The following is a 24,476-nucleotide window of genomic DNA, read 5'->3' as shown; positions in this document are numbered from 1 at the left end:
TTAAAGATAAAGGAGAAATAGATGTTATTTGAAAAACCAAAAAAGTCGTTTTTCGGTAAGTTGTCTGAGAAAATTTCAGAGGTTTTCTTAGGAAGGACTGTTGATGAAGAATTACTTGAAGAGCTTGAAGAGGTCTTGATTACTTCAGATATAGGCATGGAGACCACGATGAAGATTATAGGACAGCTCAGAGAGGATGTTAGAAAACAGGGACTGACTACAGAACAACAAGTTAAGGATAGAATTGCCAGTATTATAGAGGGGCTGATTGATAAGGGAGAAAATCATCAGATATGTCAGGAAATTCCCTTGGTAGTGCTTATGATTGGTGTGAATGGAGGAGGTAAAACTACCTCCATAGGGAAGATGGCCAATAAATTTAAACAAGAGGGAAAATCCGTACTGCTTGCGGCAGCGGATACTTTCCGAGCAGCAGCTGGAGAGCAGCTAGAACTTTGGGGAGAAAGAGTAGGGGTAAATGTTATCAGCCATCATGAAGGAGCCGATCCTTCAGCGGTAATATTTGATGCCATTCAGTCAGCAAAAGCAAAAAATATAGATATCCTTATTTGTGATACAGCAGGAAGAATTCAGACTAAAAAGAACCTGATGGTAGAGCTTGAAAAAATGAATAAAATTATTGGAAGAGAATACCCAGAGGCAGCTAGAGAAACTTTATTAGTGCTTGATGCTACAACTGGGAAAAATGCCATTTCACAGGCTAAAGAATTTGGCGAAATTGCAGATATTACCGGCATTGTTTTGACAAAGCTTGACGGAACTGCAAAGGGTGGTATAGTTATAACCATAGCAGACGAGTTTAATATGCCCGTCAAATTTATTGGCATAGGCGAAGGAATGAATGACTTAAAAGAATTTGATCCGGCGGAATTTGCAGGAGGACTATTTAATGAGTAAACCGTTAGTTGCCGTAGTAGGCAGACCGAATGTAGGTAAATCTACATTTTTTAACAGAGTTGTGGGTAGGAGAGTTTCAATAGTAGAAGATACTCCCGGTGTTACCCGTGACAGAATTTATGCAGAGGCAGAATGGTGTGGTACCCACTTTGCACTGATTGATACCGGTGGTATTGAACCAAACACAAGCGATGTAATATTATCCCAAATGAGGGAGCAGGCTGAAATTGCCATGGAAACTTCAGACATTATTTTGTTTATGGTGGATGGCAAAGATGGTCTTACTCATGCAGATACAGAAGTTGCTGGCATGCTTAGGAGAACAGGAAAACCGGTTCTTGTGGTTGCAAATAAAATTGATAATCCAAAGAATCCTCCTGACCATTTTTATGATTTTTATGAACTTGGACTTGGTGAAGTTTTACCTATCTCGTCAGCCAATATGTTAGGACTTGGTGAAGTTCTTGACAAAATTGTGGAAAGTTTCCCAGAAGGACAAAGAGACGATGATGAGGACATTACAAAGATTGCAGTTATAGGAAAACCGAATGTTGGAAAATCTTCAATTATTAATAAATTGGTGGGTGAAAACAGAGTAATCGTTTCAAATATTGCAGGAACTACAAGAGATTCTATAGATACCCCATTTGAATGGGATGGAGAAGAGTTTATTCTGATTGATACAGCAGGTATAAGAAGAAAAAGTAAAGTAACCGAAAATATTGAACGTTATAGTGTTATCAGAGCGGTTGCCGCTATTGAACGTTGTGATGTCTGCCTGCTTATGATTGATGCTGTTGAAGGAATTACAGAACAGGATAAGAAGATTGCGGGAGTTGCACATGAAGCGGGCAAGGGCATTATGGTTGTTGTAAACAAGTGGGACTTAATTGAAAAAGATAATCACACTATGAAGAATTTTGAAAAAGAAATTGCTAAAGAACTGCCGTTTATGTCTTATGCACCTATGGTGTTTATTTCTGTTCTTACCGGACAGAGAGTAGATAATGTTATGTCTATGGCGAAAAACGTTGCCGAAACAAGAGCTATGAGAGTGCCAACAGGTCAGTTGAACAGTTTAATAGCAGATGCAACTATGCTTCAACCGCCTCCATCAGATAAGGGCAAGCATTTAAAAATTTATTATGCTACTCAGGTTGGAGTAAAACCACCACTTTTCTCTTTCCAGATAAACAAGAGAGATTTAATGCATTTTTCTTATGCCAGATATCTTGAAAATAGAATTAGAGATGCGTATGGCTTTAAAGGGACTTCGTTGAAGTTTGTATTTAGAGAAAAGGGCGAAAAGGAAGAATAAATGGAAACAAAAGTTATAATCATAAGTGTAATTGCGGTGATTGTATCGTACTTTATGGGTAATATTTCGCCGGCGATTTTAATTGGAAGACTGCATGGCATAGATATAAAGAAAGAAGGCAGTGGTAATGCAGGAACTACCAATGTACTAAGGGTTTTAGGCAAAAAGGCAGCCATTGCAACTTTATTGATTGATATTTTTAAAGGTGTATTTGCAGTATTGCTTGGAAAATTAGCTGGCGCATACTTTTTAGAACCTGAGTTTGCACCATATATGGCTATGGCATGTGGTCTTGCAGTTTTCTGTGGACATATATGGCCGATAGTTTTCGGGTTTAAAGGGGGAAAAGGTGTTGCTACAGCCTTTGGTGTACTGATGGCTGTGTCTCCCTTTTTAGGGCTTGCTGAATTGGGCATTGTTATAGTTACTGTAGCCCTAAGCAGAATGGTTTCATTGGGTTCTGTGGTTGCAGCCATATCCTTTCCGTTTATAGCAAATTATTATGACCCTAGATATTTAGGCTGGGGATTACTTATGGCATTAATTGTTCTTTATAAGCACAATGCCAACATATCAAGATTAGTAAAAGGTGAAGAGTCTAAAATTAGTTTTAAAAAATAGGAGGCTTTAGGCATAGGAAAAACTGTTTTATGATTGGTTTAGTTACTGTATTCATAAAACAGGGTTCATCCTATATCTATTTTATGTATACCTCCAAAAAAATTACACAAGATTAATTCCAGTATTTAAAATGGCAATTATACAGTAGTCTATCTGATTTTTACTAATATTTGATTTTCAACCCTATATTGCATTTCGCAGATATCCGCAACTGCATTATTATGAGTTACAATTATCAAACGATAATCTTTGGCTTTTAACTCTTCAAATAATTGTAAAATCTCTATTTCTGTTTTCTCATCTAATGATCCTGTTGGCTCGTCTGCCAATAATAGTTTGGGTTCTTTAATAATGGCTCTTGCAATTGCAACACGCTGAGCCTCCCCACCAGATAATTCATCAGGGTATTTTTTACCAAATTGAGATAATCCTACCATAGCTAAAGCGTTCTTTACCCTTCTTTTGATTTCACTATTAGGAATATGTAAATCTTGTATCGCTATGGCTACATTATGATTTACATTTCTATCCTCTAGTAAATTATAGCTTTGTGTGATAATTCCTATGTTTTGAAAACGGTTTTGGGTCATTTCTGATTTCTTCATCATGTGACCTTCATAATAGTATCTCCCTGTATATCTAGTATCCAATCCTGATATAATATTTAACAATGTAGTCTTTCCACAACCACTTCTACCTTGAATAGAAACCATTTTTGCGTCTTCCATATCAAAGTTCAGTTCACTAAAAATTATTCTTTCTTCCTTATTTGGCATGTTGTATGACTTTTTTATATTTTCCAATTTTATCATGATATCTGTCTCCTTTATTGTTCATTATCTTTATTATCACGTCTATGCAGATATAGCAAAAACCAATATATACTCATCATCAATGTCAAATTGATGAGGGCTAAATATACTGCACATTGCACAAATAACCAAAGTTTACAATAGTAATAAATAATCAGTAAGATAAAGGCTGCAATGTATGGAAAACTCATTTCCCTAAAAATCATTCTATGAATTTCTTGTTTTGAGTAGCCCAAAATTGTATAAACCTCATAAATATTTCGCCTTCTTTGATATAGGAAATATGAGATGCTGCCCATGATAAATGTAGTGATACATATCAAAAGAACTAAGACTGCAGTAATCAAATTTTTATTTGCCTGAACAGTTGATATCACCATATTATACTGTACAGCAAATATCGGAATACCTATAAGTGTATATTGGTAGTAACCTGAATGTTTTGATAACTCACTCAATTTGTCCAAGATAAATTGTAAAGCACTATCACTATTTTGCACGACAATATTCCCATTAATCATAGAAGAATATAGTATACCTCTAAAATACTTGTCCATATTTTCATATCCTTTTTCCGGATATGGCACTAATATATATTGATCTAAGCATCGTCTGACTTCATATTTATGATATATGGTAGAATCTGTTTGTAAGAAACCGATGACTTGAAACTCTACATTCAACGAATAAAAATTGGCTTCAATAATATCTCCAATATGATAGATTCCTTCATAATCAGCACCTAGGATAACAGGTATTTTATTATTGGCGTAATTTATTTGATTCCACTTAAAATATGACCCTTTATCAATTTTTAAGTGATAAAAATCAAAAGCTTTTTTATTTATCTGCACACTTTTTATATCTTCATATAATTTATCATTAAATTCAAGGGAGTTATCATTTCCATCCTTAAATTTATTATCCCCTTTGAAATCAGTTACCGAGATTGATTGATCACAGGTTGATAGGAAACTAAAAGACTTTTCTCTATTTAAATCATCGTAAAATGTTTTCAGTCCTGCCATGGATTCATCTGAATCTCTGAAAGCATAAAAGCTATCAGCATCATCAAATAGATAGATGAGTTCATACATTGTTCTATCTGAATATAAGTTTTTAAAATTATTATCAGTATTAAATAAATCCCGTGAAAAAAGCAAGAAGGTATAAATAAGACCTAACACTAAGAACAAAATAACAGTTTTGAAAATTATCAGCGAATAATTATTATAAATATACCATCGGAATTCTTTTAGTTTCCACATTTTTGCCTCCTTAAATTTAGGTACAATTCAGTCACAATAAAAGAAATGAGTAGAATAAAATAGTAGCTAATATTTTTTAGTAAGATATCAATATTTATTAATTCTGGCATAATAATATAAGTAATTCCTATACTGGTAATAAAAATTAAAAAAAATACAGAACTCACAAACCAAAGCTGTTTTAACCATATTTTATATTTTGTTACACCAATTAGATATTTAATTTCAGTTTCCTTCTTGAATCCTAGGCTTATAATGATTCCACTTAATATAAATACTAAAATAGAAAGCCAGTTACTTAGCTTTATAATCCATTCAGTAAAAAATTGATCGTTAATCGGATTCCAAATATCTTTTATCGGAACATCTAAAAACTTTACATTATTCTCTTCAAATATTTGAATATTTTTAGTGCCTAATACAGTTTTTATGTTCTTATCTGTAAAATAACTGCTATCATTCAATAATATTTGATCGTCCATAAAACTGCTTTTCACAATTCCCCAATAACCGATAACTTTATATTTTTTTCCATTATAAAGGTAATACTTCTCATTTTTTTCTTCCTCTAATTTAACATTTTTACCTACAACGGCTTCCCTAGTATCTGCCTTATCAAAAAAACGTCCTTCTTTTAACAAGGGTTTCCAGCTAGTATAATCATTTGAATAATATGATCGTACAAAAGGATCTTCTTGAAATTCTCCAAACACTCGAAAAGAATACTGCTGCAACTCATTATTATTATTTATAGAGCTTAAACTCTCTATTACCTTACTATTATTTGAATACAACCTGTTCATTTCTAGATTTAATTGTTCTTCTACCATCTGGTATTCTTCTAACAAAACAGACAATAACAGTGTTCCGAGTAAAATAACACATATAAAATATTTTTTATATTTCTTCATACTTGCCCCTTGCTAATTGGAATATTTTAAAGTATGTGCTTACTTTATTACATAATACAAATACTTTTTACATAAAAAAAGGTCAGTTTCCCGACCTTTTTGACTTTAATCTACATTAAATTCCTTATCATTATCGGATAGTATTATTTTATCTACCATACTTGCTTTTAGCATGATCAAGGGATGCTCTATTAAATTTTAGCCATGGAGACTTTGTATCTGTTCCATTATAAATAATTTTCGCGCGCATGGACTATAATAATGTTTCTATAAATAATATCAATGTATATTGTACGAAATGTTGTCTCAGCTACATGAAATGTGATTTATTTGATAATTTTTGATACTTACTTGCTATATTGTGCTCACAATGTTGCTGCAAATTCCTTTTACGATTAGCAATATTAATAAAAAACTATCGTTACTGCAGCTTGATACGAAGAGAATGATCATATCACCTCACTTTTTCTAAGATTAAGAAACCAATAAAACAATGACTTTGGAACTGTGGCTCCAGATATAGATGATATAGAAGGTTAATATAGAAGTTTTGTGTGAGGAGTTGTCAGAAGGAAGGTAAAATGTCTATCTATACAACAGATGGGGCTATATATTTAGTAAGATTATGGATTTATATGGGCGATAAAGGGTAAATTATCTTGGATAAGGATATAATTTATGATAGAATTAATATGCAACAATTTATGAAAAAATTAGTAATTAAGGCGTAGCTCAAGTTTGAACTAAAATTAGTAGAGAGAACCAACAACAGAGTCATCTTGTCATATTATTAAATAGATAAGTTCCGTGAAAGGGGAAGAATATATGCACATGAAGAAAATTGCGGTAATCGGCGCAGGCAGCTGGGGGACAGCACTTGCAATTACTTTAAGTAATAAAGGCCATGAGGTAAAAATCTGGGATGTTAATAAAGAACATTTGCAGGAATTAAGGGATAATAGAGAAAATGTAAGATATCTTCCAGGAATTAAGTTCAGCGAAAAATTGCAGCCGGTAGATACAGTAGCAGAGGCGATAGATGATGCCAGAATGGTTTTATTCTCAGCGCCTGCCCAGCATTTTAGAAGTGCTCTAGATTATGCATTACCATATATTAGTCAGGATATGATTATTGTAAATGTTGCCAAGGGAATTGAACAGAAAACACTAAAGAGAATGTCAGAGATCGCTCATGATAAGATGGCAAATATGAAGTATGTTACTTTGTCAGGGCCTTCGCATGCAGAGGAAGTTGGTCTGGCCATGCCTACAACTGTTGTAGTTGCATCAGCAGATATAAAACTTGCAGAATACGTTCAGGATATATTTATGACGGATAAATTCAGAGTGTACACAAGCAGTGATGTAATTGGTGTGGAACTAGGCGGAGCATTAAAGAATATCATAGCCCTAGGAGCAGGTATTTCAGACGGCATGGGCTATGGAGATAATGCAAAGGCTGCCATGATGACTAGAGGGATTGCTGAAATAGCAAGACTTGGAGTAAAGTTAGGTGCAGATGTGCATACGTTCTCAGGTCTTACAGGTATAGGGGATTTGGTTGTAACTTGTACAAGCATGCATTCAAGAAATAGACGCTGTGGTATTATGATTGGAGAAGGCATGAGACCTAAGGATGCAACAGAAAAAGTCGGCATGGTTGTAGAAGGAATGTTTACAACAGAGGCTGCTTATGAACTTGCCCAAAGGGAAGGGGTAGAAATGCCAATTACAGAGGGAATCTATGCAGTAATAAATGACAAGATTGATGCAAGGGATGCAGTGAACCAGTTAATGACTAGGGATCGAAAGAGCGAAATAACGTATTAAAATTTTTTTTTATAATAGCGTGCATTTTGTTTGTCAACTATGGGGGTCAGATAGAAATATCTGACCCTCTGTTTTTTATTCAGTTAAAATACGAGTAAATTTATTTTTGTAAAATTAATAAAAGGTCTATATATGCTCGGAATGATGTGTGATATAAGGAGTGGCCAGTTGCAAGTTCATTAATTAAGGAATAAAATAGGGATTAAGGCTTCAAAACCTTTGGCAGAAGGAATATGGATGTTTGGTATCGTAGTAATAGGGGGAGAAATTATGGAAGGGGAAAAACAGAATTATACAGATGGGTTAAGCGAAGAAATAGTAGTGCTAAGACAGTCTGGTAAAATGGCAGCAGAAATAGCAAGTGAGGATAAAAACAAGCTTGTTATTTTTATGGCAATAACTTTTTTATTGCCTGTATTGATGGGAGTATTGATGGGGATACAATATAAACGTGGTTTTGACGTTTCAGTATTTCCGTTACTACAAATGTATTATCCTTCACTTGGGGTTATAATTGCAACATGGGCTGTAAATAAGAATGGTGAATATCCAAAAAGATTTTACGGAGGATTTGTGGCTTTAACTGCTATTTTGTTTGCATATAGTTGTTTTACAATTTTATTTCCATCAAAGGAAACAAATTCATTCTCAAATACAATTATAATGGCAGGTAGTATTTTATTATTGTTTTTGTTCTTTGCAGATGAAAAAAACATACGTGAAGCCTGTGGCCTGGGATTTAAAAATGGGGAAAAGGGGATTCGGCTAATCGCTCTATTTTTTTTACTATATATGGCAAGGGCAATAATAGGGTGTACGATTGATGGGTCACTACAGGATCTTTTTTCCAACTTTGGGATGATGTTTTTCATGACATTTATAATTCTGCCTTTAAATTTTATATTATCGTATACAGCCTTTTTTGGAGAAGAATACGGATGGCGATATTTTTTGCAGCCACTGCTCTTCAAATATCTTGGTGCAAAGAAAGGAATCTTGCTTTTAGGTTTATTGTGGGGGATATGGCATTTACCAATCAATATGTTTTATTACAGTCCTGATACATGGTTGCAAAGTATTTGTGTGCAGCTAAGTACCTGCATTGGCTTAGGAATATTTTTTGGCTATTCTTATCTAAAAACAAATAACATATGGGTTCCGGTTATAATGCACTATATAAACAATAATATGGTATTGGTTTTTATGGGAACTGATGACGTTTCCAATCAAATACTTTCTTGGAGTGATGTATCTGTCAGCGTCATTTTAAATATTATTTTGTTTGTACCGTTTATTTTCACGAAGGAGTTTTCGAAAAGTAAGAAAATGTAAAAAATATTATTCAAGAGCAGTTGAACGAGAATGCAGCCAAACAAAAAAACGCCCACAATTAGTGGGCGTGATATTTAAATCTCTTACTATCTGCAACATCTGCAACAACATATACAGCAACCACATCTACAACATCTGCGACAGCATCTGCAACATCTGCAACAACGATTACAATTACCTCTGCAGAAGCAACAGCAACAAGGACGACACATAATAGCACCTCCTTATGTTTGGTATTATATATTATGCAAAGATTAGTTGAAAAGTGATTAATTAAGTTAATCATATATACAATCTCTCCACTTGAAAACATCAGCTCTGTAGTGGTATAATATAAGAATTAACGTTTTGGAGGAATTACTTTTGAGTAAAGATAATATAAAAGAAAAAGACGTGAAAAAGTTTCACATTATAACCTTCGGCTGTCAGATGAATGAGCATGACTCTGAAACCATGGCGGGTATGCTTAATCAAAAAGGTTTTGAAGCAGAGGAAGATAAAGACAATTCGGATATTGTCATTATAAATACCTGCAGTGTCAGAGAGAATGCAGACAACCGTTTCTTTGGGACATTAGGGCAGTTGAAAAAAATAAAAGAAAAGAACCCAGAGTTTGTCGCATGCGTATGTGGCTGTATGATGCAGCAACAGCACATTATTGATGAAGTGAAAAGTAAATATCCCTGGGTGGACTTAGTGTTTGGAACCCACAACATACATCAGTTTCCACAATTATTAGACAATGTAATCAATGAAAGAAAAAAAATTGTAAATGTGTGGGAAGATGGCGGAGCCATTGTTGAAGGATTACCAGCAAAGAGACTTTATGATTTTAAAGCTTTAGTAAATATCATGTATGGCTGCAATAATTTCTGTACCTACTGTATCGTTCCTTATACAAGAGGCAGGGAAAGAAGCAGACGACCTGAGGAAATTATTAAAGAGGTTAAAGGCCTGATTGAAACAGGAGCAAAAGAAATCGTATTGCTTGGGCAGAATGTAAATTCCTATGGTGTAAGTAAACACGAAGATGGTTACTGTGCTGATGAAGAAAATGGTATGGATTTTGCTGATTTGATTTATGCTTTAAATGAAGTAGAAGGCCTTGAAAGAATACGGTTTATGACTTCTCATCCAAAGGACTTGTCGGATAAGTTGATTCAGGCCTATAAGGATTGTGATAAACTTTGTAATGCCATCCATTTGCCAGTACAATCAGGAAGTGATGTTGTACTGAAGAGGATGAATCGAAAGTACACAAAAGCGGATTATTTAACACTTATAGAAAAACTAAGAACAGCTGCACCTGACGTAGCCATTACTACGGATTTAATTATAGGGTTTCCAGGTGAAACAGAAGAAGATTTCATGGAGACCATGGATTTAATTGAAAAGGTCAGATATGATTCAGCGTTCACTTTTATATATTCTATAAGAAAAGGAACTCCCGCAGAGAAGTATGAGGACCAGGTTCCAGAAGAAGTTAAGCATGAGAGATTTAACAGGCTTTTAGAAAGAATAAATCAAATCTCAGGAGAAATAAACAAAACTTATGAAGGGACAGTACAAAAAGTTCTTGTGGAAGGACCAAGTACTAGCAAAAAAGGGGATAAAACATTAGCTGGTCGAACTGAAACAACAAAACTTGTGAACTTTTCAGGTGATGAAGATTTAGTGGGACAGATTGTTAATGTGAAAATAACTGAAGGTAAACAATTTAATTTGAAGGGCAAGCTTGAAGGTTAAGATGTTAGTTAAAAAAGCCCCCTTTCATATGCTAGGCAAGTGTCTATGAAGGGGGATTTTTATTATGTAGGAAATGGAAATAAATATTTCCTACATAATAAAAAGGAAGTGCGGAGTGGCGAAGCCACTTTTTTTATAATCACTTAGATTGTGAAAATACACATAGTTTTTTTTATTTTTATGTGGGAAAAACTAGAAAGATGTGAATGCATATTTACAAAAGTATTATATCATAAATGCATTGATATTTAAACATTTTTTAGACATAAAACTATGTTAAAAAATAAACTTTTTAAATCTTCAGACAACTTCTTTCTGAGGGTTGTATTTGAAAAAAACAGCGTATATTATATAGTTAGAAAAAATTTTTTAAGGAGGCTGATTATGAAAACCATTATGACAGGAAATGAAGCAGTAGCGAGAGGGGCCTATGAAGGCGGACTTGTTTTTGCTTCTGCTTATCCGGGAACTCCAAGCACAGAAATATTGGAAAATGTAGTAAATTACAAAGATGATATCTACTGTGAATGGGCTCCAAATGAAAAGGTTGCTATGGAAGCTGCTATTGGGGCTTCAGTAGCAGGAGTACGGTCTATGGCAGCTATGAAACATGTTGGTGTTAATGTTGCTGCCGATCCGTTATTTACATTTGCTTATACAGGGGTCACCGGTGGATGTGTACTAGTTTCAGCAGATGATCCAGGTATGCATAGCTCTCAAAATGAACAAGACAATAGGAATTATGCTACTGCTGCCAGACTTTTAATGCTGGAACCATCTGATAGTCAGGAATCAAAAGACTTTATGAAATTAGGTCTTGAGCTTTCAGAGAGATTTGATACTCCAGTTTTACTTAGAATGACAACGAGAGTATGTCACAGCAAAGGACTAGTTGAGCTTGGCGACAGAGTGGAAATGCCTATAGTAAAGTACGAAAAAAATATTAAAAAGTTTGTAGCTACCCCAGCAAATGGAAAGGTTATGAGAAAAAATTTAGTAAAAAGACTAGCAGATATGGAAGCTTATTCGAACACTGCTGAAATCAATAAACTAGAATATAATGGAACAGAAATTGGTGTTATCACTTCTGGAATCTCTTATCAATATGCAAAAGAAGTTTTCGGAGAAGAAGTTTCATACTTAAAGCTTGGTATGACATTCCCGATGCCTATGGATCTTATTAGACAATTTGCAAGTAAGGTAAAGAAGATTTATGTTATTGAAGAAATGGATCCATACATAGAGAATCATCTGAAGATGGCTGGTATTCAATGCATTGGGAAGGAAGTAATTCCAGAATATGATGAATTAAATCCGGATATTGTGAGAACAGCTATTTTCGGAGAAAAAGAAGAAGGCATTAAAGTAGGGAAAGAGGCTGTTGTAAGACCTCCAACACTTTGTGCAGGTTGTCCACACAGAGGTTTCTTCTATGCACTTAGTAAGAAAAAGAATGTAATGATTACGGGAGACATAGGATGCTATACTTTGGGTTCAGCACCTCCACTTTCTGCTATTGATACCTGCTTCTGTATGGGTGGTAGTATCAGCTCTGGACATGGGGCTGCACAGGCATTAAAGAAGGCTGGAAATCAGAATCTAAAGGTGGTTTCTGTTATTGGGGATTCTACATTTTTCCATTCAGGCATTAATAGCTTAATGGATGCGGTTTACAACAAGGGATGCAATACTTCTGTTATTCTGGATAATCGTATAACAGGGATGACAGGGCACCAGCAGAATCCAGGTACGGGTTATACTTTAATGGGCGAAGAAACTACCGAAGTAGATATTCCAATGTTATGTCAGGCTATTGGAGTAAAGAAAGATAATATTTACATAGTAAACCCAAATAAGCTTGATGAAGTCAATAAAGCATTAGAAGAAGCAATAGCAAAAGATGAGCCGACAGTTGTTATTACAAAATGGCCATGCATTTTAAAGAAGTTCAGTCCACAGGATAAGAAAGATTTTGATCTATCTCCAAAGAAATGTACAATTAATCAAGATAAATGCAAAAAATGTAAACTTTGTGTAGGCGTTGGATGTCCAGCAATTCATTCTGGTGAGAAGATTGAAATTGACCAGGTGCCTTGTACAGGTTGCACTGTATGCATGCAAGTTTGTCCATTTAATGCAATTGAGGAGGTTTAGACATGAGTGAAGTAAAAAATATTCTATTAGTAGGTGTTGGCGGACAGGGAACTATTTTAGCCAGCAAAATTTTGTCTGAAGGCTTGGTTGAGGCTGGATATGATGTGAAGATGTCTGAAATTCACGGAATGTCACAGCGTGGGGGAAATGTAAGTACTCAAATTCGATATGGAAAGAAAGTCTATTCCCCAATTGTAGGAAAAGGTGAGGCTGACGTTATTGTAGCTTTTGAAAAAATGGAAGCTTTGAGATGGATTGAGTACCTTAGAGCCGATGGAAAAATGGTAATAAATGATTATGAAATTCCATCCGTGCCTATTTTAATGGGGAATGCTGAATATCCACAAGGGATTCTAGAAGAATTATCACAAAAAGCTTCTATTCTTGTTATAAAAGCTGCTGAAATTGCGGAGGAATTAGGAAACAGTAAAGCTATGAACATTGTTTTATTAGGGGCGTTAGTAAATGCTATGAAGGTAGAAGGTGTAGATTGGAAAAAGACTATACAAAACAATGTTAAGAAAGGATTTGAGGAACTTAATTTAAAGGCTTTTGAAGTAGGATATAATCTTTAAACAGTAAAATAAAAACAGAAGAAGTAGTTGAAGTTATTGTAGGTTGTAGGACAGATGTCCTATTGGAGGTATTGCCATGAATGAAAGAGAAAAGTTTGGCTCGAGGTTAGGCTTCATATTAGTTTCTGCTGGTTGTGCCGTTGGTCTTGGTAATGTTTGGAAATTTCCTTACATTACAGGGCTTTACGGAGGAGCAGCATTCATTTTGATTTATTTGTTATTTCTTGTTATATTGGGACTGCCAATTATTGTAATGGAATTTGCAGTAGGACGTGGGAGCCAAAAAAGTGCTGCTTCTTCTTTCAGGGTTTTAGAACCTGAGGGAACAAACTGGCATTGGTTCGGGTATATTGCCATGGCAGGCAATTATCTGCTGATGATGTTTTATACGATGGTTGGCGGATGGATGCTCTATTATTGCTTTAAATCAATAAGGGGAGATTTTACTGGATTGTCACCTGATCAGGTAGGCGTAGATTTTGGTGCAATGTTAGGTTCACCTGGTACGCTTACGATTTGGATGATTATTGCAGTTTTAATTTCTTTTGGAATTTGTTCAATGGGGCTAAAAAATGGTGTGGAAAAGATAACAAAGATTATGATGATATGCCTGATTGGCTTGATGACTATATTAGTTATCCGATCTGTAACCCTTGAAGGAGCAGGTGAAGGTTTAAGCTTTTATCTAAAACCTGATTTTGGAAGAGCAATGGAACAGGGTCTTGGAAGTGTTGTATTTGCAGCAATGGGGCAGGCATTCTTCACCTTATCAATAGGTATGGGTTCCATGGCTATATTTGGGAGTTATTTGGATAAGTCTCGTTCTCTTACAGGGGAGGCCATAAGCATTACAGCACTGGATACATTAGTGGCTTTATTAGCCGGTTTGATTATTATCCCCGCTTGCTTTGCATTTGGAGTAGAACCAGGTGCAGGTCCAAGCTTAATTTTTATAACATTGCCGAATATTTTTAATCATATGACAGGAGGACGTTTATGGGGAGCATTTTTCTTCTTATTCTTGTCATTTGCAGCTTTAACTACTATAGTAGCAGTATTTGAAAATATTATTTCTTATGCTATCGATTTATGGAACTGGGAAAGAAAAAAGGCTGTTTGGATTAATATAATAGCTATTATAGTATTGTCGATGCCTTGTATCTTAGGGTTTAATGTTTGGAGCGGATTCCAGCCGATAGGTGCAGGAACAAATATAATGGACTTAGAGGACTTTGTTGTATCTAATCATGTTTTGCCTTTAGGCTCTATGGTTTATCTGATGTTCTGTACATATAGATATGGATGGGGATGGAAAGGGTTCTTAGATGAGGCGAATGCTGGGGCAGGAATGAAATTCCCGCTAGCAGTTAGATGGTACGTTTCATACATCTTGCCACTTATAGTACTGGTTGTATTCTTTAAGGGGTACTGGGATAAGTTCCATTCAGGAACAGCTATGGTAATTGCAGCTGCAATCGTTGGAGGACTTTCCTATATCGTATTTTCTAAGAAAAAAGGCACAGTTCCAAGAGAAGGTTAATGTTATTCTTGTTTGAGGAGATGATTTTATGAAAAATTTTGATGAGTTAATTCAAATTGTTCACAAAAATCCTCAAAAGAAAAAAGTAGTAGTGGTGGCTGCTCATGATGAGCACACATTGGAGGGAATTAATAGGGCTTATGAAAATGGCATTATTATACCAATTTTAATCGGTAATAAGGCCAAAATAGAAAGCATTATTAAAAAAGAAGGTTTTTCTTTTCTGGAAGCAGAAATTATTGATATAAATGATGATATTGAAGCTGCCCGGGTGGCGGTTCAAATGATTCGTGAAAGAAAAGCAGATTTCATAATGAAGGGTAAACTTCAGACAGCAGATTTATTGAAGCAGGTAGTAAATAAAGAGTATGGTTTAAAGGCATCAGAGGTTATGTCTCATGTAGGGTTGTTTGAAGTACCTAGTTATCATAAATTGATTGTAATTACGGATGGAGGTATGCTCCCATATCCAGATTTACATCAAAAAGCTATGATTATTAAAAATGCATTGAGTGTTCTAAGCAAATTGGGGTATGACATGCCGAAAGTAGCGGCACTGGCAGCTGCTGAAGTGGTAAACCCTAAGATGAAGGAATCAGTCGATGCAGCTGAATTAAAGAAAATGAATCAAGAGGGGGATTTAACAGACTGCATTGTTGAAGGACCTATCTCGTATGATTTAATGATAAGCAAAGAGGCGGCAGAGATAAAGGGATATGAAAGTCCCGTAACAGGTGATACTGATATTCTTCTGACACCTGATATGACAACAGGGAATCTTCTGGCGAAGTCACTTATGTGTAGTGCAGGAGCTAGAATGGCAGGAATTATTGTAGGGGCGAAAGCTCCAATCGTTCTCGTATCCAGAGGCGCCAGCTCGGAAGAAAAGTATTTTTCAATAGTATTGGCAGCAGCGGCATCCGAGTAAAAAACAGGAGGCAAAAAAGTATGAGTTATAGAATTTTAGCTATTAATCCAGGGTCAACATCTACAAAGATTGCTTTGTATGAAGATGAAACTAAGATTTTTGAAAAATCGCTGTCCCATACTGCTAAAGAACTAGAAGCATTCGATGAAGTTCTGGATCAGTTTGAATTTAGAGAGAAAATTATATTGGCTGTTCTTAAGGAAGAGAACATAGATATAAAGACTTTGGCGGCAGTGGTTGGAAGAGGCGGTATGCTTCCAAATATGAAGTCAGGTGGGTATGTAGTTAATAAAGCCATGTTAGATTCATTCTGGGAGGGGCTTGCCTCTCCCCATGCCTCTAATTTAGGCGCATTGCTGGCTTATGAAATTGCAGAACCTTTAGGCATTCCGGCGTATATTTATGATTCAGTTACTTCTGATGAGCTTGAAGAAATTGCCAAGATTACAGGTATGCCAGAAATTAGAAGACAAAGTATGTGCCATGTATTAAACATGAAAGCAGTATCAAGAAAAGTTGCTAAGGAGTACGGAAAACAATACGAAGATATGAATATTTTAGCAGCTCACCTTGGTGGAGGTATAAGCATGAGTGTACATCATAAAGGGAAAATTATTGATTGTATAAGAGATGACGAGGGTCCTTTTTCACCAGAACGATCAGGCAGTTTACCCATGCTTTATACAGTAGATTTATGTTATTCAGGTAAATATACCAAGAAAGAGATGATAAAGAAAATAAGGGGAAATGGAGGCCTGAAAGCTTACTTAGGAACACAGGATTTGAGAGATGTGGAGGCTATGATCGATGATGGCAACAAGCAGGCTGAAATTTTATTAGAGGCACAGGCATATCAGATTGCAAAGGGAATTGGTCAGATGTCTACTGTCCTTGGAGGAAAGTATGACTGCATTATATTGACAGGCGGCATGGCCTATTCAAAGAAACTCACAGATATGGTTTCTGAGAGAGTAAAGTTTATCGCTCCTGTTGAAGTGTCCCCGGGAGAGGACGAGATGGAGGCGTTGGTTTTAGGAGCTTTAAGACTTGTAAAAGGACAAGAAAAAGCAAAGTTATACGTACACCCATAAGAGGAGGTTGAAAGAAATGATTGCAAAAAGTATGGAAAGCTATGTAAAGGGCAGTTCAGCTATCAGAGCCATGTTTGAAGAAGGTGCTAAACTGGCAAAAATATATGGCAGGGAGAATGTATATGACTTTAGTTTGGGAAATCCAAATGTTGCACCTCCAGAGGAAATAAAACAGTCTATAATTGACATTTTAGAAGCAGAAGAGCCTACATTTGTCCACGGATATATGAATAATGCTGGGTATGAAGATGTAAGAAATACCATAGCACAGCATTTAAATAAGCTTCATGGTACACAGTTTACAGAAAAAAATATATTGATGACTGTTGGGGCAGCAGGAGGCTTAAACGTAACGTTTAAAACTCTGATTGACCCAGAGGATGAAGTGATTGCATTCGCGCCTTATTTTGGCGAATACAGAAGTTATGCTGCAAATTATGGAGCAAATCTGGTGGTTATACCACCAAATCTTCCTACTTTCCAGCCAGATTTAAATAAACTGGCACAGAGTATTACAGCAAAAACAAAAGCCATTATAATCAATTCACCTAACAATCCTACAGGTATTGTTTATTCAGAAGAAACAATTAAACAAATGGCTCAAATTTTAACGGATAAAGAAAAGGAATTTGGAACAGACATTTATTTAATTGCAGATGAGCCATATAGAGAATTGGCTTATGATGGAGTATCCGTGCCATATGTTACTAAATATTATAAGAATACAATTGTTGGTTATTCTTATAGTAAATCATTATCTCTTCCAGGGGAAAGAATTGGATATCTGGTTATGCCTGACGAACTTTCAGATTTTGAAAATATTATCAGTGCAGCAACCACGGCAAACAGGATACTGGGTTTTGTAAATGCACCTTCTATTATGCAGAGGGTTGTAGCAAGATGCATTAATTCAGCAGTGGATGTAAATATTTATAATAAAAATCGTGAAACTTTATATAATGGATTAATTGAAATGGGATATGAATGCATAAAGCCAGAAGGGGCATTTTACTTATTCGTTAAATCACCAATTGAGGATGAGGCAGAATTTTGTAACATGGCTAAAGAGCATAGAGTTTTGATTGTACCAGGAAGCTCCTTTGCATGCCCAGGTTATATAAGAATGGCTTATTGTGTATCTTACGATACGATTATAGGTGCTCTTCCTCAAATGAAAAAGGTTATGGATGAGGTAAAAAATGGAGCCACAAAAAAGTAATAACCTGATACCGATTTACTGCGTTACAATAATTGCTGCATTTGTAGTTGTCTTAATTATACCACAACTAAGAGAGGTATTTAAAGCGGTTACAACTGCACATCCCTATGTTTTAGGGTTTGTAAAATTTGCACTTCTAGCAACGATTGGTGAACTCTTTGCTATAAGGCTTTCCACAGGTATGTTTACTTTGCCTAAGGGAATCATTGCACGAATGTGTGTATGGGGTTTTTTAGGAGCAGTATTAGCACTCTTGTTTAAGCTTTACAGCAATGGTGTATTAGCTATAATGGCTATGGGTTTGTTACCAGGAGGAGAAAGTAAATTTTTATTTGCACTATTTTCAAGTTGTGCAATGAATTGTACTTTTGCTCCAACTATGATGGTATTTCACAAACTTACGGATAAGACAATCGATATGAAGGCAAATGGAGAGAACCTTGTTTCTCTGAAAAATGTTGCTTCTAAAGTAGACTGGCCAGGCCTAGTCGGATTTACTATAGCAAAAACAATTCCAATATTTTGGATTCCAGCACATACAATATCTTTTATGCTTCCGGGGGAATACCAAATAATAATGGCTGCATTTTTATCAATTGCACTGGGTTTAATCCTTGGTATAGGTGCAAATGCGGACAAAAATAAACTTACAGTAAAATAAAATAGAATAACTTGGATACCCCTCTCATATATTGTATCAGTATCGTACGGAAGGGGTATTTTTTTATGGAGAATTTGAACATATATGAAAGTATTTGGGAAAGGACACAGGGCGATATTTATGTTGGCATCGTTGGTCCTGTTAGAACTGGTAAATCAACTTTTATTAAAAGATTCATGGATTTGCTTGTAGTGCCTAATATTGATAACACATATATAAAAGAACGGCTACAAGACGAATTACCACAGAGTGGGTCGGGTAAAACCATTACAACAACAGAGCCTAAATTTGTGCCTGCAGAGGCAGTTCCTTTTCAACTAGAAGGAAATATGAACTTTAAACTACGTATGGTGGACTGCGTTGGTTATATGGTACCTGGAGCACTTGGACATATTGAAGAGGGTAAAGCACGCATGGTAAGTACCCCTTGGAGTGCTAATAAAATGCCTTTCGAAGAGGCTGCAGAAGTAGGAACCAGAAAGGTTATCAGAGAACATTCTACAATAGGAATTGCAGTAACAACAGATGGGAGCATAGGTGAGATCGAGAGAGAAGCGTATTTGGGGGCAGAAGAACGCGTTATATCGGAATTACAGGAATTGAAAAAACCGTTTGTAGTCATTGTAAATAGTACGGAACCATCAGGTAAGGCCGCCATTGATACAGTGGAAGAAATAAGGGATAAATTTAATGTTCCTGTAAGAGCTGTAAATTGCGCAAGAATGAGTGAGGCTACTGTAAAAGAAATACTTACAGATGCGCTTCTGCAATTTCCAGCATCTCAGATTAATTTCTATTTTCCAGGATTTGTGGAAGGTCTTACAAAAGAACACTGGATTAAAGCTGCAATTATTTCTGGAATTAAGGATTGGATTAAAGAGCTAGATAATATTGATCAGGTGAAACAGTCGATTAGTACACTGGAAGATGGACAGTTAATCTCTGGGATTACTATTTCAAATATGAACTTAGGGACTGGAGATATAGACGTTCAAGTAGAAATGGTAAATGGTTTGTTCTATCAAGTAGTTGAAGAAATGATGGAACAGCCAGTTAAAAATGATTATGAATTTTTTGAGCTTTTAAAAGAGTTTGCATCTTCTAAAAAAGCTTATGACAAGCTTAAGGATGCCATGGTACAGGTTGACGAATCTGGATATGGAATTGTCCAGCCTAAACTTACAGAAATGGTTTTAGATGAACCGGAAATATTTAAGCAGGGGAACAAATACGGTGTATGCCTCAGAGCAAAGGCGCCATCTCTTCACATAATCAAAACAAACATTTCAACAGAGATATCTCCAATTGTAGGCACGGAAAAACAATCTGAGGATTTAGTTAAATACTTGCTTACAGAATTTGAAAGTGATCCTTCAAAGATTTGGGAAACCAATATATTTGGAAAATCACTTCAAGAAATGGTTACAGAGCAAATGGAAAATAAACTGTCAAATGTCCCAGAACATATTCGTGGAAAGGTTCAGAAATCATTACAAAAAATCAGTGACGAAGGAAAAGATTACTTTATATGCATAATATTATAAAAGATAAGTGTAGTCAGGGGATGAAGCTTGAATAAATAGAAGCAAGCTTGGACAATGAAAGATAAGTTTGGATAGAGCCTCTTGTTAAATATGGGTATTGGTGATACGATACCTAATAGAAATAGCAGGAGGTTTTTTTATTTAAAGACCATCTTATTACATAACAACGGTACGAAACGTGAGAAAGAGGTTAATTCATATGATTTATAATAATATTCTTGAAGCTATTGGACATACACCTATGATTCGGCTAGCTCATATGCCAGATCCTAATGGTGCCGAAGTATTAGTTAAATTTGAAGGATTAAATGTAGGGGGCTCTGTAAAAACCAGAACTGCTCAAAATATGATACTTTTAGCAGAGCGCCAAGGACTAATCACCCCAGACACCATCATCGTTGAGCCTACCAGTGGAAATCAGGGGATAGGTTTGGCATTAATCGGCGCTGTAAAAGGATATCGTACGATTATCATTATGCCTGATTCTGTAAGTGAGGAACGGAGAAAATTGGTAAAGCATTATGGCGCTGAAGTTGTCTTAATTCATGATGCAGGTGATATAGGAGCATGTATAGAAGAATGCCTGAATACAGCCCTAAATATGCAGAAACAAAATCCAGATGTTTTTGTACCTCAGCAATTTGAGAATCCAGCGAATCCCATGGTTCATAAATATCAAACGGGTACTGAAATTTTGGAACAGGTGAAGGGACCAATTCATGGATTTTGTTCAGGGGTTGGTACTGGTGGAACAATATCCGGAATTGGAGAAGTATTAAAGGCACAGAACCCAGACATTGAAATTTGGGCAGTAGAACCGGAAAATGCAGCAATATTAGCTGGTGGCACCATTGGTACACATTTACAGATGGGGATTGGTGACGGAGTAATTCCTAAAAATCTAAATCAGAGTATATATAATGATCTCTATATGGTCTCAGATGTGGAGGCAATACAGACTTCTAAGGATTTAGCAAGAAAAGAAGGCATCATGTGTGGAATTTCAAGTGGCACGAATGTGGCAGCTGCTTTAGCTTTAGCTGAAAAATTGGGTAAAGGTAAAACGGTGGTAACCATTTTGCCAGACACAGCTGAACGTTATTTTAGTACACCATTGTTCGACGAATAAAAAGAAAATATACGGGAAGAATGGAAAACGGCAGTCTTATCGATAAGACTGCCGTTTTATTCACTTTTCGACTAATACTTACAATAATTGCCTTTACTGTTTTGTAGAAAATTGATATAATATAAGTTGGCTTACACTAGAATAAAGGAAAAGTAATATGAATAATAGCAGAAAAATAAAAAGATTGGAATTTATATTAGTTAGTTTAATTTTTATAGTAATTTTTTTAACAGGATGTAGTCAATCTGAAGCAAATAAAATTAATCAATTAATTAAAGTGGATGATGATCATTATAAAATAGAAATTGCTGAAGATGATAGTTTAGTTATAAAGCTGCCAGACGGAAGACCTAGGGTGCCGCAGTTACAATGTGAAGGTGCCAATGTAGTCCAAGCAGTTTTCTCTGATGGATATAAGGATGCAATAGCAAAGATTAGTACAGATGATCAGTATTATGTAGTAAGATTTACAAAAGATGCTTCATTAGGTTTTGAATTGCAGTACGATGATCGATACAAGTTTACACCTAAAACTCTTGTAGCAACTAAGTTTTCTAGTAATAATCCTAAAGTTGCAAAAGTCGATAATATTGGAAATGTACAAGTTGTAGGCGTAAGTGATGATGGCGCCGTGATTACTGCAACTGACGGAAAAAATAAAGAAGAATTAGTGATAACCAGAACGGTAAGAGCGCCTCTTAGCATATATCTTATAACGGGACAAAGTAATGCCTCTTATTATTATGCAGAGCCGGAATTAGCTACAGCAACAAAACCGGGTACGGCATATCATTATAGTGAACTGGCTGGGGGTGTGGAAATCAGCCCCATGAATAATGAAGATGGAACCATGAAACGCGGTAACTTGGAAGCTTCCCTAAGTAAAACTTTATATGACTTAACTGGAGAAAAAGTTTTAATGGTAAATGCGGGGGTCAGCGGAAGGAAAATGGAGACTTTCGTGCCACTCAGTGGGGAATCCTACCAATACATTAGTAAAGTATGGCAGATTATACAAAGATATATAAATGATGAAGAATTTCTAAGCCATTATGAACCACGTTTAAGAAGCTATATTTGGGCTCAGGGAGAGTCAGATAATGATACGGACGTTGGAGTATATAAGAGCGATTATATGAAGCTTCATCAAATGTTAACAGGGCCTGATTATGGATTGGACTATGGATTTATCATAAAAGTGAGGTCTATTTACCCAAATTCTGCTGAAGCACAGGAAGAACTGGCAAGTGAAAATCAGGATATTGCTATAGCGACACGTTCCTCAGATCATTTTACAGTTGAAAATGGTAAAATGCGTTTTGACGATTTGCATTACTCACAGATTGGAGACAATTTATTAGGTGATGAAACAGCCCAGACAATTGCTAAGGCATATTTAGAAGGAATAGACTCTGTAACAGGAAACTATTAATTATTAAAAATAATTAAAATCAATTATTTTTTCTTATGAAAAGTGCATAATATGAACATGAATAAAAAATATGATAAAAAACAAAGAGCTACTTTAATTGTGGTTATAGTAACCTCTTTTATAACAACTTTTACGGGAAGTGCGTTAAATTTATCCGTTCCAGCTATTGGCTCTGAATTTAGTGTTAGTGCCAGTTTAGTAGGGTGGATTGTTACTTCTTATATGCTGGCATCAGCCGCCTTTTCCGTACCATCTGGAAGAGTTGCAGATATTACTTCTAGAAAAAAAGTGCTAATAACAGGCATTTGTATATTTGCATTATGCTCACTTGCAGCAGCCTTCGCGTGGAATATTAAAATAATTTTAGCGTTGAGGGCACTCCAAGGTTTTGGTGCAGCTATGATTTTTAGTACAAACATAGCGGTGCTTATTAGTGCATTTCCAGAAGATGCAAGAGGCAGAGTACTGGGCTATTCCACTGCATCAACCTATATTGGGCTTTCTGCAGGTCCAGTTATAGGAGGTTTATTTAATCACTATTTTGGGTGGCGGTCAATTTTTATATTAACTTTTGTGGTAAGTGCCATTGTATTTATTATTGCAGTAACCAATCTTCCTCAGGATGAAAAGAAAATAGATAAACCGGATAATGATTTATTAGGTAACGTATTCTATATTGGGATGATTATTTGCATCTTATATGGATTGTCTGCATTTTCTACAAATAATCTGGCAAAAGTCATATTACCAATTGGTATTGTATCGGCTATAATCTTTGGAAAACATGAATTAAAAACCAATAATCCAATTGTGGAATTAAAACTATTTGCAAACAATTTATCATATACATTTTCAAATATAGCTGCATTGCTAAATTACGGAGCAACATTTGCTATTAGCTATTTGTTATCTATATATTTACAAGTAGTTATGGGGTATAGCTCTCAGACCGCTGGTATTATTTTAGTGGCTCAGCCAGTAATAATGGCTTTATTGTCGCCTTATGCAGGTAAGTTGTCTGATAGAATATCACCATTTAAGTTAGCCTCTTTTGGAATGGGGCTGTGTACTATATGTTTACTGTTTTTCTCTTTTTTATCGAAAAGCTTTCCATTATGGAGTATTATCGCAGCTTTGATCGTAGCTGGCGTTGGATTTGCTTTTTTTTCTTCACCAAATACAAATGCGGTTATGGCATGTGTAGAAAAAAAAGATTATGGAGTAGCATCGTCTATATTAGCGACCATGAGAACAATAGGACATACTTCCAGCATGGCAATTGTAACTGTAGTAGTAGGTATATATATGGGAAGTTCGGCACTGTCAGAGGCAGAGCCACAAGTGTTAATAAAGACAATGCATATGTCTTTTATTATATTTACAGGAATCTGTGTTATAGGAACAATTATATCTTTAAAGAGAAAGTAGTAAAATACATTGTATTTTG

At 35.6% G+C, this 24,476-nt stretch carries 21 protein-coding genes; 17 read left to right on the top strand and 4 right to left on the bottom strand.

Annotated elements, in window-relative coordinates; genetic code table 11:
• Window positions 1-21: 21 nt before the first annotated feature.
• Genes ftsY through plsY form a run of 3 tightly spaced genes read left to right on the top strand, consistent with a single transcriptional unit; the run spans window position 22 to window position 2,857 of the window.
• Window positions 22-918 carry a signal recognition particle-docking protein FtsY gene (gene ftsY / locus RTW14_RS11280; protein WP_312651199.1) on the top strand — a complete coding sequence of 299 codons (897 nt, stop codon included), beginning with the start codon at window positions 22-24 and terminating at the stop codon, window positions 916-918.
• On the top strand, window positions 911-2,236 hold the full coding sequence (gene der / locus RTW14_RS11275; protein WP_312651196.1) for a ribosome biogenesis GTPase Der: 1,326 nt from the start codon (window positions 911-913) through the stop codon (window positions 2,234-2,236). The genes ftsY and der overlap by 8 nt, the downstream gene beginning before the upstream one ends.
• The gene (gene plsY, locus RTW14_RS11270) at window positions 2,237-2,857 is read left to right on the top strand and encodes a glycerol-3-phosphate 1-O-acyltransferase PlsY (RefSeq protein WP_312651193.1); all 621 of its coding nucleotides are present in this window, start codon (window positions 2,237-2,239) and stop codon (window positions 2,855-2,857) included. It abuts the gene before it with no gap.
• Between the two features lie 149 nt (window positions 2,858-3,006).
• On the opposite strand, the gene RTW14_RS11265 is transcribed toward plsY, so the two are convergent.
• From RTW14_RS11265 to RTW14_RS11255, 3 genes are read right to left on the bottom strand one after another with little or no spacing between them, the layout of a single operon-like run.
• Window positions 3,007-3,669 carry an ABC transporter ATP-binding protein gene (locus RTW14_RS11265; protein ID WP_312651190.1) on the bottom strand — a complete coding sequence of 221 codons (663 nt, stop codon included), beginning with the start codon at window positions 3,667-3,669 and terminating at the stop codon, window positions 3,007-3,009.
• A gap of 14 nt (window positions 3,670-3,683) precedes the next feature.
• Window positions 3,684-4,937 (bottom strand): hypothetical protein, encoded by a 1,254-nt coding sequence (locus RTW14_RS11260; protein WP_312651187.1) that lies wholly within the window; start codon window positions 4,935-4,937, stop codon window positions 3,684-3,686.
• Entirely contained in the window at window positions 4,925-5,848 is a 924-nt protein-coding gene (locus RTW14_RS11255; RefSeq protein ID WP_312651184.1) for a hypothetical protein, read from the bottom strand. The genes RTW14_RS11260 and RTW14_RS11255 overlap by 13 nt, the downstream gene beginning before the upstream one ends.
• A gap of 825 nt (window positions 5,849-6,673) precedes the next feature.
• Here RTW14_RS11255 and RTW14_RS11250 point away from each other — a divergent pair.
• Window positions 6,674-7,678 carry an NAD(P)H-dependent glycerol-3-phosphate dehydrogenase gene (locus RTW14_RS11250; RefSeq protein ID WP_331654437.1) on the top strand — a complete coding sequence of 335 codons (1,005 nt, stop codon included), beginning with the start codon at window positions 6,674-6,676 and terminating at the stop codon, window positions 7,676-7,678.
• A gap of 237 nt (window positions 7,679-7,915) precedes the next feature.
• Window positions 7,916-9,010: a CPBP family intramembrane glutamic endopeptidase gene (locus RTW14_RS11245; RefSeq protein WP_312651181.1), complete on the top strand. Its 1,095-nt coding sequence runs from the start codon at window positions 7,916-7,918 to the stop codon at window positions 9,008-9,010.
• A gap of 58 nt (window positions 9,011-9,068) precedes the next feature.
• Here the strand turns inward: RTW14_RS11245 and RTW14_RS11240 are convergent, their stop codons facing one another.
• A complete protein-coding gene (locus RTW14_RS11240) occupies window positions 9,069-9,296 on the bottom strand; it encodes a hypothetical protein (RefSeq protein WP_312651178.1) in 228 nt (75 codons plus the stop codon).
• A gap of 77 nt (window positions 9,297-9,373) precedes the next feature.
• Here RTW14_RS11240 and miaB point away from each other — a divergent pair, with 77 nt between their 5' ends.
• From miaB to RTW14_RS11180, 12 genes are all read left to right on the top strand, one after another.
• Window positions 9,374-10,756 (top strand): tRNA (N6-isopentenyl adenosine(37)-C2)-methylthiotransferase MiaB, encoded by a 1,383-nt coding sequence (gene miaB / locus RTW14_RS11235; RefSeq protein ID WP_331654436.1) that lies wholly within the window; start codon window positions 9,374-9,376, stop codon window positions 10,754-10,756.
• Window positions 10,757-11,140: 384 nt separating this feature from the next.
• Window positions 11,141-12,910 carry an indolepyruvate ferredoxin oxidoreductase subunit alpha gene (iorA, locus tag RTW14_RS11230; protein ID WP_312651172.1) on the top strand — a complete coding sequence of 590 codons (1,770 nt, stop codon included), beginning with the start codon at window positions 11,141-11,143 and terminating at the stop codon, window positions 12,908-12,910.
• 2 nt (window positions 12,911-12,912) lie between these two features.
• Window positions 12,913-13,485 carry an indolepyruvate oxidoreductase subunit beta gene (locus RTW14_RS11225; protein ID WP_312651169.1) on the top strand — a complete coding sequence of 191 codons (573 nt, stop codon included), beginning with the start codon at window positions 12,913-12,915 and terminating at the stop codon, window positions 13,483-13,485.
• A gap of 76 nt (window positions 13,486-13,561) precedes the next feature.
• Window positions 13,562-15,025: a sodium-dependent transporter gene (locus tag RTW14_RS11220; RefSeq protein WP_312651166.1), complete on the top strand. Its 1,464-nt coding sequence runs from the start codon at window positions 13,562-13,564 to the stop codon at window positions 15,023-15,025.
• A gap of 28 nt (window positions 15,026-15,053) precedes the next feature.
• Window positions 15,054-15,953, top strand: a complete 900-nt coding sequence (locus RTW14_RS11215) for a bifunctional enoyl-CoA hydratase/phosphate acetyltransferase (protein WP_312651163.1) — start codon at window positions 15,054-15,056, stop codon at window positions 15,951-15,953.
• A gap of 20 nt (window positions 15,954-15,973) precedes the next feature.
• Window positions 15,974-17,044, top strand: coding sequence for a butyrate kinase (buk, locus tag RTW14_RS11210; protein WP_312651160.1), 1,071 nt, complete (start codon window positions 15,974-15,976; stop codon window positions 17,042-17,044).
• Window positions 17,045-17,060: 16 nt separating this feature from the next.
• A complete protein-coding gene (locus tag RTW14_RS11205; RefSeq protein ID WP_312651157.1) occupies window positions 17,061-18,263 on the top strand; it encodes a pyridoxal phosphate-dependent aminotransferase in 1,203 nt (400 codons plus the stop codon).
• The gene (locus RTW14_RS11200) at window positions 18,244-18,924 is read left to right on the top strand and encodes a hypothetical protein (RefSeq protein WP_312651154.1); all 681 of its coding nucleotides are present in this window, start codon (window positions 18,244-18,246) and stop codon (window positions 18,922-18,924) included. Before RTW14_RS11205 ends, RTW14_RS11200 begins: the two co-directional genes overlap by 20 nt.
• A gap of 65 nt (window positions 18,925-18,989) precedes the next feature.
• Window positions 18,990-20,468, top strand: coding sequence for a stage IV sporulation protein A (gene spoIVA / locus RTW14_RS11195; protein WP_312651151.1), 1,479 nt, complete (start codon window positions 18,990-18,992; stop codon window positions 20,466-20,468).
• A 199-nt stretch (window positions 20,469-20,667) separates the two neighbouring features.
• Window positions 20,668-21,597, top strand: a complete 930-nt coding sequence (gene cysK / locus RTW14_RS11190) for a cysteine synthase A (protein ID WP_312651148.1) — start codon at window positions 20,668-20,670, stop codon at window positions 21,595-21,597.
• 157 nt (window positions 21,598-21,754) lie between these two features.
• On the top strand, window positions 21,755-23,029 hold the full coding sequence (locus RTW14_RS11185) for a sialate O-acetylesterase (RefSeq protein ID WP_312651145.1): 1,275 nt from the start codon (window positions 21,755-21,757) through the stop codon (window positions 23,027-23,029).
• A 51-nt stretch (window positions 23,030-23,080) separates the two neighbouring features.
• Entirely contained in the window at window positions 23,081-24,457 is a 1,377-nt protein-coding gene (locus RTW14_RS11180; RefSeq protein WP_312651142.1) for an MFS transporter, read from the top strand.
• Window positions 24,458-24,476: the final 19 nt, after the last annotated feature.

The organism is Aminipila sp. (assembly GCF_032051575.1).
In the GTDB taxonomy this organism is placed as follows: Bacteria; Bacillota; Clostridia; order Peptostreptococcales; family Anaerovoracaceae; genus Aminipila.
This window is presented reverse-complemented; position numbering and strand designations above follow the sequence as displayed.